At 54.6% G+C, this 14,171-nt stretch carries 14 protein-coding genes and 1 pseudogene; 6 read left to right on the top strand and 9 right to left on the bottom strand.

The features are described from left to right. From rpsR to ppsA, 5 genes are all read right to left on the bottom strand, one after another. On the bottom strand, window positions 1–239 hold a 239-nt coding region (gene rpsR / locus WCG50_RS12800), incomplete at its 3' end, for a 30S ribosomal protein S18 (RefSeq protein WP_336899991.1). Window positions 240–268: 29 nt separating this feature from the next. Further along, window positions 269–568 carry a primosomal replication protein N gene (gene priB / locus WCG50_RS12795; protein ID WP_336899990.1) on the bottom strand — a complete coding sequence of 100 codons (300 nt, stop codon included), beginning with the start codon at window positions 566–568 and terminating at the stop codon, window positions 269–271. A gap of 24 nt (window positions 569–592) precedes the next feature. Continuing rightward, the gene (gene rpsF / locus WCG50_RS12790) at window positions 593–958 is read right to left on the bottom strand and encodes a 30S ribosomal protein S6 (RefSeq protein ID WP_296442847.1); all 366 of its coding nucleotides are present in this window, start codon (window positions 956–958) and stop codon (window positions 593–595) included. Window positions 959–1,043: 85 nt separating this feature from the next. Continuing rightward, a complete protein-coding gene (locus WCG50_RS12785; protein WP_336899989.1) occupies window positions 1,044–3,380 on the bottom strand; it encodes a VC_2705 family sodium/solute symporter in 2,337 nt (778 codons plus the stop codon). A gap of 45 nt (window positions 3,381–3,425) precedes the next feature. Next, window positions 3,426–5,819: a phosphoenolpyruvate synthase gene (ppsA, locus tag WCG50_RS12780; protein ID WP_336899988.1), complete on the bottom strand. Its 2,394-nt coding sequence runs from the start codon at window positions 5,817–5,819 to the stop codon at window positions 3,426–3,428. 218 nt (window positions 5,820–6,037) lie between these two features. Between ppsA and WCG50_RS12775 the strand changes: the two genes are divergently transcribed. From WCG50_RS12775 to WCG50_RS12760, 4 genes are all read left to right on the top strand, one after another. After that, a complete protein-coding gene (locus WCG50_RS12775; protein WP_336899987.1) occupies window positions 6,038–6,859 on the top strand; it encodes a pyruvate, water dikinase regulatory protein in 822 nt (273 codons plus the stop codon). A gap of 138 nt (window positions 6,860–6,997) precedes the next feature. Beyond that, window positions 6,998–7,297 carry a FeoA family protein gene (locus WCG50_RS12770; RefSeq protein ID WP_336899986.1) on the top strand — a complete coding sequence of 100 codons (300 nt, stop codon included), beginning with the start codon at window positions 6,998–7,000 and terminating at the stop codon, window positions 7,295–7,297. A gap of 5 nt (window positions 7,298–7,302) precedes the next feature. Next, window positions 7,303–9,225, top strand: coding sequence for a ferrous iron transport protein B (feoB, locus tag WCG50_RS12765; RefSeq protein ID WP_336899985.1), 1,923 nt, complete (start codon window positions 7,303–7,305; stop codon window positions 9,223–9,225). Window positions 9,226–9,230: 5 nt separating this feature from the next. Beyond that, complete coding sequence (locus WCG50_RS12760) at window positions 9,231–9,500, top strand: hypothetical protein (protein WP_336899984.1); 270 nt, start codon at window positions 9,231–9,233, stop codon at window positions 9,498–9,500. 11 nt (window positions 9,501–9,511) lie between these two features. Here the strand turns inward: WCG50_RS12760 and WCG50_RS12755 are convergent, their stop codons facing one another. Then, window positions 9,512–9,919, bottom strand: coding sequence for a heme-binding protein (locus WCG50_RS12755; RefSeq protein ID WP_336899983.1), 408 nt, complete (start codon window positions 9,917–9,919; stop codon window positions 9,512–9,514). 206 nt (window positions 9,920–10,125) lie between these two features. On the opposite strand from WCG50_RS12755, the gene WCG50_RS12750 reads away from it, so the two are divergent. Next, window positions 10,126–10,821 carry a Bax inhibitor-1/YccA family protein gene (locus tag WCG50_RS12750; protein WP_336899982.1) on the top strand — a complete coding sequence of 232 codons (696 nt, stop codon included), beginning with the start codon at window positions 10,126–10,128 and terminating at the stop codon, window positions 10,819–10,821. Between the two features lie 127 nt (window positions 10,822–10,948). Next, window positions 10,949–11,317, top strand: a complete 369-nt coding sequence (locus tag WCG50_RS12745; RefSeq protein ID WP_336899981.1) for a hypothetical protein — start codon at window positions 10,949–10,951, stop codon at window positions 11,315–11,317. Between the two features lie 28 nt (window positions 11,318–11,345). Here the strand turns inward: WCG50_RS12745 and rlmD are convergent, their stop codons facing one another. The 3 genes and pseudogenes from rlmD to WCG50_RS12730 all read right to left on the bottom strand — a co-directional run. After that, window positions 11,346–12,779 carry a 23S rRNA (uracil(1939)-C(5))-methyltransferase RlmD gene (rlmD, locus tag WCG50_RS12740; RefSeq protein ID WP_336899980.1) on the bottom strand — a complete coding sequence of 478 codons (1,434 nt, stop codon included), beginning with the start codon at window positions 12,777–12,779 and terminating at the stop codon, window positions 11,346–11,348. 121 nt (window positions 12,780–12,900) lie between these two features. After that, window positions 12,901–13,821, bottom strand: coding sequence for a peptidoglycan DD-metalloendopeptidase family protein (locus WCG50_RS12735; RefSeq protein ID WP_336899979.1), 921 nt, complete (start codon window positions 13,819–13,821; stop codon window positions 12,901–12,903). After that, a pseudogene (locus WCG50_RS12730) lies at window positions 13,818–14,171 on the bottom strand (protein-L-isoaspartate O-methyltransferase); the annotation flags it as partial. The gene WCG50_RS12735 and the pseudogene WCG50_RS12730, both read right to left, overlap by 4 nt.

Genomic DNA, 14,171 nt, shown 5'->3' with positions numbered 1-14,171 from the left:
GCGCGCTTGATAGCGGTGTTGAGCTGGCGCTGGAAAATGGCACGGGTGCCAGTCAGGCGAGCAGGAATAATCTTGCCGTTTTCAGCGATGAAATCGCGAAGGGTGTCGATGTCTTTGTAGTCAATCTCTTCGACGCCAGTCACTGTGAAGCGGCAAAAGCGCTTGCGCTTGAACAGCAGATTCTGGGCTGGGCGCTTAGGGCGCTTGTCTTTGTTATTAAAACGTTTTGGTCCGGCCATGATGGACTCCTTAAATTTTTACGAATTCGTTAATCTTGCTGAAACTCTTGAACGTGAAGCACGACATTTTTACCATTGCGAGGTGTTGCCAGAAAACCGTTGAATCTCCAGGTGCTGCCAATGGCTTGTTTAACAAGCCGCTCAGCCATTGCACCAAAAGCCACTGCTTTCATTGCTGCCTTCACTTGTCTTGCCTGGCCTGCTTCCAGAATCTCTGACTCATGTTCGAGTCTTAAATTCAGCGCGGGCAAACCCGCTGGGGTGTAGCGCAGAGCATCAATCTCGGCGATACAGGCAGTTAACACAAGGTGGTTGGCAACGTGGTTCACACTCCTCAAAGGTACAAAGTGCTTTTACGCTTGGTATTCAGCTTGCTGGGTCTTGCGAGCATCTTCACGCTCGACAGTTTTCATCATTGAAGATGGACCGGTATCGGCTTTTTTCTTCAGCACGGTCAAGTGACGCAAAACAGCATCGTTAAACTTGAATGCATGCTCAAGTTCAGCCATCACAGCTTGATCAGCTTCGATGTTGACACAGAGGTAATGGGCTTTGGCAAGCTTGTTGATCATATAGATCAACTGGCGACGACCCCAATCTTCGACACGGTGCACTTTACCGCCGCCGGCAGTGATCATGCCCTTGTAACGTTCCAGCATGGCAGGAACTTGCTCGCTCTGATCCGGGTGGATCATGAGAATGATTTCGTAATGACGCATTGATACTCCTTGTGGGTGGCCCGAATTTGGACAGAAAACGCCACCCTCAGCGTCTAATTGAGGTGTGGCAAGGCGAAGCCCATGATTATATGCCATCACTCCCGGCGCGCCGATATAAGCCGACCGACACATCTTTCGAGCGGGGCATAAAACTCACCACCACTGTGACCACCACGCCTGCAACTACACCAAACATGCCAGCCGAAACCGGTTGAATGCCAAACCACAAACCGGAACCCATCAAATTTAAAGCCGACCTGACCGGTGTGGCATTGATAGCCATGTAATAAAGCGTCAAGCCAAGCCCTGCGCTCATTCCGGCAACGGCGGCCTTTCTCGAGGTTCTGGGCCAAAATATTCCCAAAACCATGACAGGAACAAAAGCCGCGCCAGCCAGTGAAAATGATGCCGACACAAGGTACAAGATATCTGCAGGGCGCTGCGCCGCCACGTAAGCGGCGGCAAGCGCCACGACGAGCAACGCAAATTTGGACAACATCACGCGGCGAACCGAATCGACTTGATCACGCCCGCCCTTGAATAAAAAATCGTGCGCCAAAGCGTTCCCGATCGTCAATAACAACCCATCAGCCGTTGACAGCGCTGCCGCCAAACCACCTGCAGCCACCAATCCAGAAACAACATAGGGCATGCCACCAATCTCAGGCGTCGCCAGCATCACGATATCCGGGCCCAGTTTTAGCTCGGCAAACTGGAGAATATGATCCCCGTTGATGTCACTGACTGAAATTAAAGTTGAGTCAACTCTAGCCCACTGTGCGATCCATGCAGGCAACGAATCGAAATTCTGCCCCACCAGATGGCTCATTATTTCGTATTTCACCAAGACTGCCAGGGCGGGCGCCGCCAAATACAACAGCGCTATAAAGAAGAGCGACCAAGCCACCGAGGTTCGCGCTTCTGCCACTGTACGAGTGGTGTAAAAGCGGGTTAGAAGGTGCGGCAAGCCCACCGTGCCAACCATCAGGCAAAACATCAACGCCAAAAAATTTCGACGAGAAAGATCAAATGCAAGTTGCTCATCCGCTGTTCCCTGCGGATCACCCGCAAATGGTTGCGTGTGTTGCGGCATGCCTCCCAATGGTTTCGCCCGCTCAAGGTTTTCCCGCATGGCGCGCGTCCAAATCTCGCGCGCAGAGTCAGCATCTTTTGGGACTGCGGCCAGTTCACGCCTTGCTGCAACGATGATGGTTTCATCGGCACGATGTTCGTTCAAAAAACGAATTTTCTCCCTCAATATTTTTCGTTCCACCTCAAGTGCGGCATCGACATCTTGCAACTTCATCAGATAGTCACCTGCGCGACGACTGTATTCATTGATGACTTGCTGCTCAGTTGGAGACTTAAGGAGTTGCTGTTCCAGTTCAGCTATTTTTTGCAATTGCTGACCATAGACAAATGGGGCCATGGGATTACCTAACTGCTTGTAGGCAAGCCAGGAGACCGGGATCAGAAAAGCCAGAATCAAAACCACATACTGCGTCACTTGCGTCCAGGTGACCGCCCTCATCCCCCCCAAAAATGAACAAACCAGCACACCGCCCAAACCAAGAAGAATGCCAATCTCAAACTGAACACCCGTCAGTCGCGAAGTAATGAGTCCAACACCATAAATTTGCGCAACAACGTAGGTGAAAGAACAAAGAATGGCAGAAAAAGCGGCGATCATCCTTGGCCAATATCCGCCAAAACGCACCCCAAAATAATCTGGGACGGTGTAGAGACCCAGCTTTCTCAGGTAAGGAGCAACCAGCAGGGCCACCAGACAAAAGCCGCCGGTCCAGCCCAATACATAGACCAGGCCCCCGGGTTGCGAACCCGAACCAGAAAATCCCTGAAGATAAAGGCCACCCGCCAAACTGATGAATGACGCAGCGCTCATCCAGTCAGCAGCAATCGCCATGCCGTTGTAGACCGCAGGAATGCTGCGTCCGGCTACATAGTATTGATCCGCATCGGACGTTCGGCCAAAAATCCCGATGACCGCATACAAACTCAGGGTGGCCAGCAAAAATATTGAGCCCAACCAAGCTTTTTTCAGCCCCCATTTTTCGGCAAAAACAAGTGCCACGAGGAACAACAGCAAACACACCACATAAACGGCAAATTTGCGGTGCAGTCGGCGCTTGTAGGCGTTGTAAGGCAAGTCAACCGGGATGACTTCTCCGTCACGTTTATTGGCCCCCCATGCGAAATAAGCCACGATGGCAATGAATACAAAAACACTGCCCTGGGCCGCAAACCAATACCCTAACGGCCAACTTCCAACGATCATCTGTAGATCGCGGGCGAAAAACACAACGCCAAACGATGCCACAAACCAAATCAGCAAAAGCCAACCATGCAGGCGAAAACCACCCGCAAGGGGTTGGAATTCACCGGCCTTGGCTGAAATCAACATCGCAAGATCATGTCATCGCCTGACGTCACAAACCATAAGTGCTTGCTATTGCCCGGCAAGAAGTTTCCAGGTCGCAATCACAGAGTCGGGGTTAAGTGAGATCGATGTAATGCCTTGCTGCTTCAGCCATTCAGCAAAATCGGGGTGATCGCTAGGGCCTTGGCCGCAAATGCCTATGTATTTGCCCTGCGCCTTACAAGCGCTGATGGCCATACTAATGAGGGCGGTGACGGCTGGGTCACGCTCGTCAAAGTCAGCGGCGAGCAGTTCAAGGCCAGAGTCCCGGTCCAGACCCAGCGTGAGTTGCGTCAAATCGTTGGAGCCAATCGAGAAACCATCGAAGTACTCCAAAAACTCAGCCGCCAGAATGGCATTGCTCGGAATCTCGCACATCATGATGATTTTCAAGCCGTTTTCACCGCGCTTGAGTCCGTGCGCAGCAAGCAACTCGGTGACCTTTTTGGCTTGTCCCAGCGTGCGGACAAACGGCACCATGACCTGAACATTGCTCAAACCCATGTCGTGTCGAACGCGCTTGAGGGCTTCGCACTCCATGGCGAAGGCTTCGCCAAAATCGGCACTAAGGTAACGCGCAGCGCCCCGAAAACCGAGCATAGGGTTCTCTTCTTCAGGCTCGTAACGGCTACCGCCAATCAATTTGCGGTATTCGTTGCTCTTAAAGTCAGACAAGCGAACAATCACAGGTTTGGGCCAGAATGCGGCGCCAATCGTGGCTACACCTTCTGCCACACGGTCCACATAAAAAGCACGGGGAGAAGCATGGCCACGGGCCACCGATTCAACCGCTTTTTTCAGGTCGGCATCGATGTTGGGATAGTCCAGAATCGCCTTGGGGTGTACGCCAATATTGTTGTTGATGATGAACTCAAGCCGCGCCAGACCCACGCCCTGGTTGGGCAACTGGCAAAAATCAAACGCCAACTGAGGGTTGCCGACGTTCATCATGATCTTCACGTCGATGTCGGGCATTTCGCCGCGCTGCACTTCGGTCACTTCGGTTTCGAGCAAGCCATCGTAGACAAAGCCGGTATCGCCCTCGGCGCAACTGACCGTGACCAGCATGCCGTCTTTGAGCAATTCGCTTGCGTTGCCGCAACCCACCACCGCTGGAATGCCCAACTCACGCGCAATGATGGCAGCGTGGCAGGTTCGGCCGCCGCGGTTGGTCACAATGGCGGCCGCGCGCTTCATCACGGGCTCCCAATTGGGGTCCGTCATGTCGGTGACCAACACATCACCGGCCTGCACCTTGTCCATCTCGCTGATGTTATGCACGATGCGCACCGGGCCGGTGCCAATCTTCTGTCCGATGGCCCGACCTTCAACGATTACGGAGCTCTTTCCTTTGAGTTTGTAGCGATATTCGGCTTTACCGGCAGCCTGACTCTTCACAGTCTCAGGACGGGCTTGCAAGATGTAAAGCTCGCCGTCGAGGCCGTCCTTGCCCCATTCAATGTCCATGGCCCGGCCGTAATGCGCTTCAATCACCAGCGCATAAGAGGCCAATTTTTCGACATCCGCATCTGTCAGCGAGTAACGGTTGCGCAATTCAGCGGGCACGTCGGTGGTTTTGACCAACTGGCCGGTTGCGGCTTTTTCTTCAGGTGTTGCAAACAACATCTGAAGCAGTTTGGAGCCCAGACTGCGGCGGATGATCGCGCGCTTGCCGGCTTTGAGCATTGGTTTGTGAACATAAAACTCATCCGGATTGACGGCGCCCTGCACCACCGTTTCACCCAATCCATAACTGGAGGTGATGAACACCACGTCCTGAAAGCCGGACTCGGTATCAATGGTGAACATGACACCGGCGGCGCCCAGATCAGAGCGCACCATGCGCTGAATGCCGGCACTCAAGGCCACATGCTCGTGCGCAAAGCCTTTGTGGACGCGGTAACTGATGGCCCGGTCGTTGTAAAGTGAGGCAAAAACCTCCCGTATTTTGTGCAGGATGGCTTCAATACCCACCACATTCAAAAAGGTTTCCTGCTGACCGGCAAATGAAGCATCTGGCAAATCTTCTGCGGTGGCGGAGGACCGAACCGCGAACGAGGCTTGAGGGTTACCCGAACTCAGCGTTACAAAAGCCTCACGAATGGCCTGTTCCAGATCAGCTGGAAATGGCTGAACTTCGACCATGGCACGAATCTCGGCGCCCACTTGCGCCAAGGCTCGCACATCTTCGGTATCCAGTGCGCTCAAACGGGCGTTGATTCGTCCACCGAGGTCTTCATAGGCCAAGAAATCACGAAAGGCATGCGCCGTGGTCGCAAAACCGGTAGGCACTTTGACGCCCGTCGGCAAATGCGAAATCATTTCACCCAAGCTGGCGTTTTTGCCACCGACTGAGTCGACATCGGTCATCCTCAGTTTTTCAAACGGTACGACCAGGTCAGTCGGATTAAAAAGTGCAGACATGCGAAGCTCCAGAAGTTAAAAATGGTACTAAACATCAAACCAGTCATCGGGTGTACTGGCCATGCCATTGCGATCAGACAGATCTTTGTTGTTGCTTTTTCAATCCGTCCGGCGCAAGAAAAATTTTGGGTTGGATGCACAATATTGTAGGTGGCCTACCGGCTAACAAAGTCTCGCCTTCTTGCAGAATACTGAAGCTTTTTACTCCAGAACGAATCATGTCCAACAGAACAGTTTTTTTTATTTCCGACGGCACTGGTATTACAGCGGAAACTTTTGGCAACGCCATCCTGGCCCAGTTTGAGATCAAATCGCGCCATGTTCGACTGCCCTTTGTCGACTCAGTGGACAAAGCCCACCAAGCGGTTCGCCAGATCAATCACGCCGGCATTGTTGACGGCACCAAACCCATTGTTTTCACCACGCTAGTGAACATGGAAGTACTCGAAGTTATTACCTCGGGTTGTCGAGGCCTGCTACTCGACATGTTTGGCACCTTCGTTCATCCGATTGAGACCGAACTCAAACTCAAGTCCAACCACCGCATTGGACGTTTCAGTGATGCCAGCAAAAGCAAGGAATACCAGTCGCGCATTGAAGCCATCAACTTCTCGCTGGCCCATGATGACGGACAAATGCACCGGGACCTTGAACAATCCGATGTCATTCTTGTGGGCGTCAGCCGAAGTGGCAAAACACCCACCTCGCTTTACCTGGCGATGCAATACGGACTCAAGGCATCCAATTACCCGCTAATTCCTGAAGATTTTGAGCGCCAGCACCTCCCCCCTGAACTCAAACACCATAAAAGCAAACTCTTTGGCCTCACGATTCAGCCAGAGCGACTGAGCGAAATTCGCAATGAGCGCCGACCCAACTCCAAGTACGCCTCTATTGAAAACTGCCGCATGGAGGTCAATGAAGCCGAGTCCATGATGAAACGCTCCGGCATACGCTGGTTGTCCACCACCACCAAGTCAATTGAGGAAATCGCGACCACCATCCTGCAGGAAATCAGGCCAGAACGACTCGATTATTGAGGTTGAACGAGAACATTAAATTGATCTTAATGAGAATGATTGTCATTTGCTGGATATTTACGTATACTCAAAACTATTCGCTGTCTTGACTTTGAAACCTGAATTCAGCAGCGTGTGTACGTTCAAAAGCCCTCATTCATGACCTCGTCATCTGCCCCAACTTGTCACTCTCGCCACTCAGTCGATCGGATGGCGGTTAACCGCCCGGCGGTCGTTCTCCGCTTGATTGAGCCAGCGGACAGTAAAAGCGATTTGGGCGTCGTGCGTCGGTTAGCCGAGTTGGGATTTTTGCCCGGCGAGTCGGTCACCGTGTTGCGACGCGGCCCCGGCGGTCGTGAACCGATTGCGGTCCAAATTGGAGAAACTGTGTTCGCCCTGCGCAGCCTGGAAGCTTCTTGCATAGAGGTCGACCCACACACTGTGGCAGAACCCGCATGAATGCCATGAACACGCCCCTGCCAACCGGACTCACCTCCATTGCGTTGGTGGGCAATCCCAATTGCGGCAAAACCGCCTTGTTTAATTTATTGACCGGGGCGAGCCAAAAAGTAGCCAACTATGCTGGCGTCACCGTAGAGCGTAAACAAGGTAGCGCCCTGTTGCCTGATGGACGCAGCCTCACGATCGTTGATTTACCTGGCACCTACAGTCTCAACCCCACAACGGCCGACGAATCGGTAACGCACGATGTGCTGATGGGCCTGCGTACCGGTGAGGTGCCGCCTGACGCCATCGTGGCGGTGGTGGACGCGACCAACTTGCGGATGAACCTGCGCCTGGTACTGCAACTGCGCGAACTTGGCAAGCCGATGGTGTTGGCCTTGAACATGATGGACGTGGCACGCGCGCACGGACTACAAATTGACGTGCAAAAACTCTCCGCAGAACTGGGCTTGCCGGTCGTTGAGACCGTCGCGGTGGACAACAGTTTCTTTGGAAATTGGCTGGCCCGCTGGACCGGCCACGCTGTGGAGAATGGGCGTGAGTCGCTTCTGCAAGCCGCGCAACGCGCACTGACCCAGCAGAAGTCCAAGGAGGCCCAGTTGGATCACCCGATGTTGCTGGACCCGGTACTTTTGCAGAAGCAGGTTAACCGCATCCTGTCGGTGGCGGTACCCAAGTCGCCACGCATCAAACGCTTCAACCACCACATTGATGCCGTGGTGATGCACCCCGTTTGGGGTCTGGTGCTGTTGGCCGCCTTGTTGATGATGATTTTTCAAGCCGTATTTTCATGGGCCAATGTTCCGATGGATGCCATCAAGGAAGTGATGGCCGTGGTCAGTGACGCCATCCGGGCCCACATGCCAGAAGGATTGCTGCGAAGTTTATTGGTCGATGGGGTTGTCGCGGGCTTGGGCGGGGTCGTCGTGTTTTTGCCGCAAATTCTGATTTTATTTTTCTTCATCCTGCTGCTTGAAGATTCAGGCTACCTGCCACGCGCCGCCTTCTTACTGGACAACGTGATGGGCAAAGTGGGCTTGTCAGGCCGTGCCTTTATTCCCCTTTTGTCCAGCTTTGCGTGCGCCATTCCGGGCATCATGGCGGCCCGCACTATCCCGAACTGGCGCGACCGTCTGGCCACCATCATGGTCGCACCGCTCATGACATGTTCAGCCCGGTTGCCGCTGTATGCCTTATTGATCGGCGCTTTCGTGCCGCAACGCAGCGTTGGCATCTTTAATCTGCAGGGACTGACCTTGTTTGGTTTGTATGCAGCGGGCATTCTGTCGGCCATGGCGGTGGCTTGGGTATTTAAGCGCACCTGGATGAAAAGTGCTTATCAACCCTTGATGCTGGAACTGCCGCCCTACCGCATGCCCAATCTGCGCAACCTGCTGTTGGGACTGTGGCAACGCGCTGCCATTTTTCTGCAACGCGTCGGCACCATCATTTTTGCGGTCATGGTGTTGTTGTGGTTCCTGGCCACTTTTCCGGGAGCACCTGCAGGCGCCACCGGGGCCGCCATTCAATACAGCTTTGCGGGCATGCTGGGCCACGCGCTGGAATATGTGTTCGCACCGATTGGGTTCAACTGGCAAATTTCTCTCGCCTTGGTGCCCGGTATGGCCGCCCGTGAAGTCGCGGTGGGTGCGCTAGCCACGGTTTACTCACTGTCAGCCACGGGCGAAGAAACCGCCCAAGCCCTTAGCCCTCTCATTGCCCAAGGCTGGTCACTGGCGACGGCTTACTCGCTGCTGGCCTGGTATGTTTTTGCGCCGCAATGCATTTCAACGCTGGCGGTGGTGCGACGTGAAACCAATTCCTGGCGCTATCCGGTCTTGATGGCGACCTATCTGTTTGCCCTGGCGTACTTGGCATCGTTCATCACCTACCGTCTGGTCAGCGCCCTTGCCTTGAATTGAAGCCCATGAACACGCTCTTCTTATTTGAAGTTTTTCAATTTTTCACCATCACGACCTTGGTGATAGGCTGCACAATTTACTGCCTGCTCACGCTGTCGCCCAACGTGATCAAGCAAGCCCTGAAGCTTTTTTTGCTGCGAATGCCGCTGCCCGCCTTCTTCAGGTCGAAGTTACAGCAAAACAAGGCCTCTGGCGCCTGTGGTTCAAACTGCGGCGGATGCTCAAGCCAAGCTGGTGCGCCTCAACCCATCAAGTGGCATACCAGCAAGCACTGAATCCAATCAGTTCAAAGACCCAGCGCGGCAATGCCGGCTTTGGCAATCTGGGCATCTTCAATCGACTTGACGCCGCTGACACCCACGGCACCCAGACACTGGCCGTCCTTCATGATGGGAACGCCACCTTCAAGCAAGCCCTTGATGTCGGGTGCGCTCAAAAATGAGGTGCGGCCGCCGTTGATGATGTCTTCGTACACTTTGGTTTCGCGGCGGCTCAGGGCCGCCGTATGGGCTTTGGCGGGGGCGATGTGAGAAGAAATTGCGGCGGCACCATCCAGACGCTGCAACCACAAGAGATGACCACCATCGTCAACAATGGCAATGGTGACAGCCCAGTTGTTACTCTGAGCTTCGGCCTCAGCCGCTGCCGCAATAGCCTTAACATCCGACAGCTCTAAAGTAAATTTGTTTTTCATGGCACAAGCCCTGTTTGTAAAAAGAAATGAGCATAACGGCTGCTCACCCCTTCTTTTGCCGCATTCAAGGTGAAAGTATCCTTACAAAAAGTAGGCACCTCCCTCGAATGATTTTGGGGGAGTCTCTTGAATCCCCCTAGAATCCACCGCATCTGCTCATCCGCAGACCCTGAGGTACTGCCCTCAACTGAAAAGGAAGAATGACTATGAACGACAACCTGCAATCTATCAACCAAGGCTACGGCTACGTCGCCTCGACCGAGCAGCGCAACAAAGTGCTGCGCAATACCTATTGGCTGCTGGCCTTGAGCCTGATCCCAACAGTGCTGGGTGCCTGGTTGGGCGTGGCTACCGGCATCACACGCTCCATGGGCGGTGGTTTGGGCATGATTGTGTTTTTGGGCGGCGCCTTTGGTTTCATGTACGCCATCGAGAAAACCAAGAACTCTGCCGCTGGCGTACCGGTACTGCTCGGTTTTACATTCTTCATGGGCTTGATGCTGTCGCGCATGATTGCCATGGTGTTGGGCTTTAAGAATGGCCCTGACCTGATCATGACCGCCTTTGGTGGCACAGCGGGTGTGTTCTTTGTGATGGCGAGTTTATCCTCGGTGATCAAACGTGACCTCTCCGGCATGGGTAAATGGCTTTTTGTAGGCGCCTTGGCCATCATGGTCGGCGGCATCATCAACGTCTTTGTGGGCTCGACAGCCGGCATGATGGCTATTTCAGTCCTCGCCATTGGCGTGTTCAGCGCCTACATGCTGTATGACCTGAAGCAGATTGTGGACGGCGGCGAAACCAATTACATCAGCGCCACACTGGCCTTGTACCTGGACATCATCAACGTGTTTCAAAGCTTGCTGGCCCTGCTGGGCATCATGGGCGGCGAACGCGAATAAATCTTGTCCGCAAACTTCTGAAAAAAGGCCCCAAAGGGGTCTTTTTTCTTGGCTTTACACACCTTGACCACGTTCAAAATGAACTCAAGCATTTGCCGATAAAGTTGTTACCCCATTGCGCCCACCTATGAACCACCGCCTGCTCATCCCTGCTCTCGCCCTGCTGCTGGCAGCTTGCGATATTCCCGGCATGGGGCCGGACCCCAGAATTGCCCAGCGTGAGGCCGATGCCAAAGCCGTTGGTGGCGCTTGCCGGTTCGGCTTGCGCAGCATTGAAGACTGCTACAGCCTGAATGAAAAAGCCTCGAAAGCGGACATGTTCACGGGCTGGAAAGACATGGACCAGTACATGCGCGACAACAAGATTGAGGGCATTCGTGCCTCGGTGGTCAAGGCAGAACCGGTCGAAGAAGTGGTGATTGAAGAACCCAAACCCAAGGCGGGCGCCAAAGAAAAACCAGCCCCTAAAGCGGCCGCCAAAGCCGCAGCGCACTGATTTCTGTCAGCGCCGCAGCGGTTTCTGGTCAGTCCTCCAAGTCAAACACCGCCATGCTTTCCACATGCGCCGTATGCGGAAACATATTCACCACACCCGCCAGCGAGCAACGGTAGCCCGCCTGGTGCACCAAAATATCGGCATCGCGCGCCAGCGTTGACGGGTTGCAACTCACATAGACAATCCGCTTCGGTGGCGTCCACGCCTCGGCACCGGGGGTGACAGGATGCGCCACAGGGTCAAGTTTTTGCTGGTGCAGGTCGGCCAGCGCTTGGACCAGGGCCACCGCGCCTTCTCGTGGTGGGTCAATCAGCCAACGATCGGCAACACCATCCTTGAGCAGCACATCGGGCGTCATCTCGAACAGGTTTCTTGCTACAAAACTAGTAGCTGCCAGCGCATGATTAACGGGGGCTAGAGCCTGATTTACCTTAAAATTCTCACGTGAACGGGCGACCAGCGCCTCGCTGCCTTCCACGCCCAGCACTTCGCGCGCCTGAGTGGCAATCGGCAGCGTGAAGTTGCCCAAGCCACAGAACCAGTCGATCACCCGCTCGTCCTTTTGCGCGTCCAGTAATCGCAGCGAACGTGATACCAAGACCCGGTTGATGTGCGGGTTGACCTGCGTGAAATCAGTCGGCTTGAACGGCATATGGATGCCGAATTCCGGCAGGTCGTAGCTGAGTTCTTCACCGCCTTCGTCGAGCAGTTCCACCGTTTCCGGCCCTTTGGACTGCAACCACCACTGCACACCGACATGGGTTTTGGCAAAGTCACGCAGCAAGGCCAGGTCACCGGCCGTCAAGGGCACCATGTGGCGCAACACCAGCGCAATCACCGAGTCGCCACAGGCGAGCTCAATCTGGGGAATGTCTTCAATTGCCGCCATCTGCGTGATGAGCGCGCGCAAAGGCAATAGCAAGTCGCTCACATGCTTTGGCAAGACGTGGCACTCTTTCATGTCTGCCACATAGCCGCTCTTGCGCTCGTGAAACCCGACCAGAACAGCCGCTTTTTTGCGCACATGGCGCACCGAGATACGGGCCCGGTAGCGGTAGCCCCAGGTTGGGCCTTCAATCGGACGCAGGATGTTGTCGGCTTTGACCTTGCCCAAGTGCCACAGGTTGTCTTCCAGCACCCGCTGCTTGACGGCGACTTGCGCACCAGCATGCAAATGCTGCATCTTGCAGCCGCCACAAGCGCCTTCGTGCAGGCCAAAATGTGGGCAACCGGGTTTAACGCGCTGAGAGGATTCGCGTTGAATCGCGCTCACAATGCCTTGTTCCCAGTTGTTTTTCTTGCGGTGAATATTGGCGGTCACCACTTCAAACGGCAACGCCCCCTTGATAAACACCACCTTGCCATCGGCCCGGTGCGCCACGCCCTGGGCTTCCAGGTCGAGGGATTCAACCGTGAGCCAGTCGGGCGGATAGAGGTCGGTTTTTTTAAGGTCGTCAGTCATGGGAGAAATGCGGTATACGCTATGAATTTAATAGCTGCTTACGCTTGCTACACGTGGGCTAGAGGCAGATTTACCTTAAATTAACGCGCACTGGCGTTAATTTAAGACAGTGCTTGAAGAATTACCTGGCGGGCAAATATTTGGCCGGATCGACCGGTTTACCCTGGCGGCGCACCTCGAAGTGGAGCTTGACACGATCGGCATCGCTGCTGCCCATCTCGGCAATTTTTTGACCCTTGCGCACCGACTGATCTTCCTTGATCAACAAGGTCTGGTTATGGGCGTAAGCGGTGAGGTAGATGTTGTTGTGCTTCAGAATGATCAGGTTGCCATAGCCGCGCAAACCAGCCCCGACGTAGACCACACGGCCATCGGCTGCGGCCAGAACGGGTTCGCCTGCCACGCCCCCAATATCAAGCCCCTTGTTTTTAACTTCATCAAAACCGGCGAGCACCGCGCCGTTGGTCGGCCAGATCCAGGCAATTTCATCTTCAGACGTAGACGCAACAGCGGCTGAAGTCACAGCGACCGGTGTTGAACTGGCTGGCAATGGGGCAGCCGAGGCCGGTTTGACGGCCGCGCTGGCGGCTTGCGCGGGCGAACTAGTCACTGGCGTAACGACTGACGAAGTGACCGGTTTGGAGACCGCACCTGGCGCCACCACAGCCGCCGCAGCGACCGGCGGTATGACGCGCAACACCTGACCGACTTCAATGTGGTTGGCATTCTCCACACCGCTCCAGCGGGCAATGTCCTTGTAAGACTGGCCATGGTCCAGACCAATGCGAATCAGGGTTTCGCCGGGTTTGATGGTGTAGTAACCGGGTTTGCCAGCGTTCTCAAACCCTTGCGGTTGCTTGACAGGTTGCGTGTTGGGGTCCATGACTGCCGATGCCGATTTGGCGCCAGCGGTGCCACGGTCTTCCACCGGGGCGTGATTGAGCGAGCGGGAACTACAGCCACCCAGTACCAGACCCACGGCGACCATCGCCAAAATAGAACCCAAACGACCATTCAAACCAAACATACGTAATCCCTTCATGCGACGCCCGATTTTAAAGGGACAAAGTGCACCGCTTCGAGGATTGATTGGCGTAAACCCTGAGGTGTCCGATCAATCACGATCAGCGCTTGCTGTCCACCTGCAGCGGAACCCGTTGAAACCGGTGCCACGAGACGCCCACCCATAGCCAGTTGGTCCAACCAAGCCTGAGGCACCGCTTCTCCACCGCAAGCCGCAATGATGGCGGCATAGGGGCCACCTTTTTCGTAACCCACCATGCCATCACCAAACAGCAGATGCAAATTGGGGAGTCGCAAATGGCGAAGGTTTTCACGCGCCTTGTCATGGAGGCCACGCAGTCGCTCGATGCTGTAGACCTCGTTGGCCAA

The sequence above is a fragment of the Rhodoferax sp. genome, from assembly GCF_037143375.1.
Lineage (GTDB): Bacteria > Pseudomonadota > Gammaproteobacteria > Burkholderiales > Burkholderiaceae_C > Rhodoferax.
The sequence above is the reverse complement of the archived record's forward strand: the minus strand, read 5'-3'. Positions and strand labels throughout refer to the sequence as shown.

What these genes read in the sequence shown, in the direction of transcription:
- rpsF (WP_296442847.1), bottom strand. Translation starts at nt 958, where the DNA reads ATGCGTCATTACGAAATCATTCTCATGATCCACCCGGATCAGAGCGAG.
- WCG50_RS12785 (WP_336899989.1), bottom strand. Translation starts at nt 3,380, where the DNA reads ATGTTGATTTCAGCCAAGGCCGGTGAATTCCAACCCCTTGCGGGTGGT.
- ppsA (WP_336899988.1), bottom strand. Translation starts at nt 5,819, where the DNA reads ATGTCTGCACTTTTTAATCCGACTGACCTGGTCGTACCGTTTGAAAAA.
- WCG50_RS12775 (WP_336899987.1), top strand. Translation starts at nt 6,038, where the DNA reads ATGTCCAACAGAACAGTTTTTTTTATTTCCGACGGCACTGGTATTACA.
- WCG50_RS12770 (WP_336899986.1), top strand. Translation starts at nt 6,998, where the DNA reads ATGACCTCGTCATCTGCCCCAACTTGTCACTCTCGCCACTCAGTCGAT.
- feoB (WP_336899985.1), top strand. Translation starts at nt 7,303, where the DNA reads ATGAACACGCCCCTGCCAACCGGACTCACCTCCATTGCGTTGGTGGGC.
- WCG50_RS12760 (WP_336899984.1), top strand. Translation starts at nt 9,231, where the DNA reads ATGAACACGCTCTTCTTATTTGAAGTTTTTCAATTTTTCACCATCACG.
- WCG50_RS12755 (WP_336899983.1), bottom strand. Translation starts at nt 9,919, where the DNA reads ATGAAAAACAAATTTACTTTAGAGCTGTCGGATGTTAAGGCTATTGCG.
- WCG50_RS12750 (WP_336899982.1), top strand. Translation starts at nt 10,126, where the DNA reads ATGAACGACAACCTGCAATCTATCAACCAAGGCTACGGCTACGTCGCC.
- WCG50_RS12745 (WP_336899981.1), top strand. Translation starts at nt 10,949, where the DNA reads ATGAACCACCGCCTGCTCATCCCTGCTCTCGCCCTGCTGCTGGCAGCT.
- rlmD (WP_336899980.1), bottom strand. Translation starts at nt 12,779, where the DNA reads ATGACTGACGACCTTAAAAAAACCGACCTCTATCCGCCCGACTGGCTC.
- WCG50_RS12735 (WP_336899979.1), bottom strand. Translation starts at nt 13,821, where the DNA reads ATGAAGGGATTACGTATGTTTGGTTTGAATGGTCGTTTGGGTTCTATT.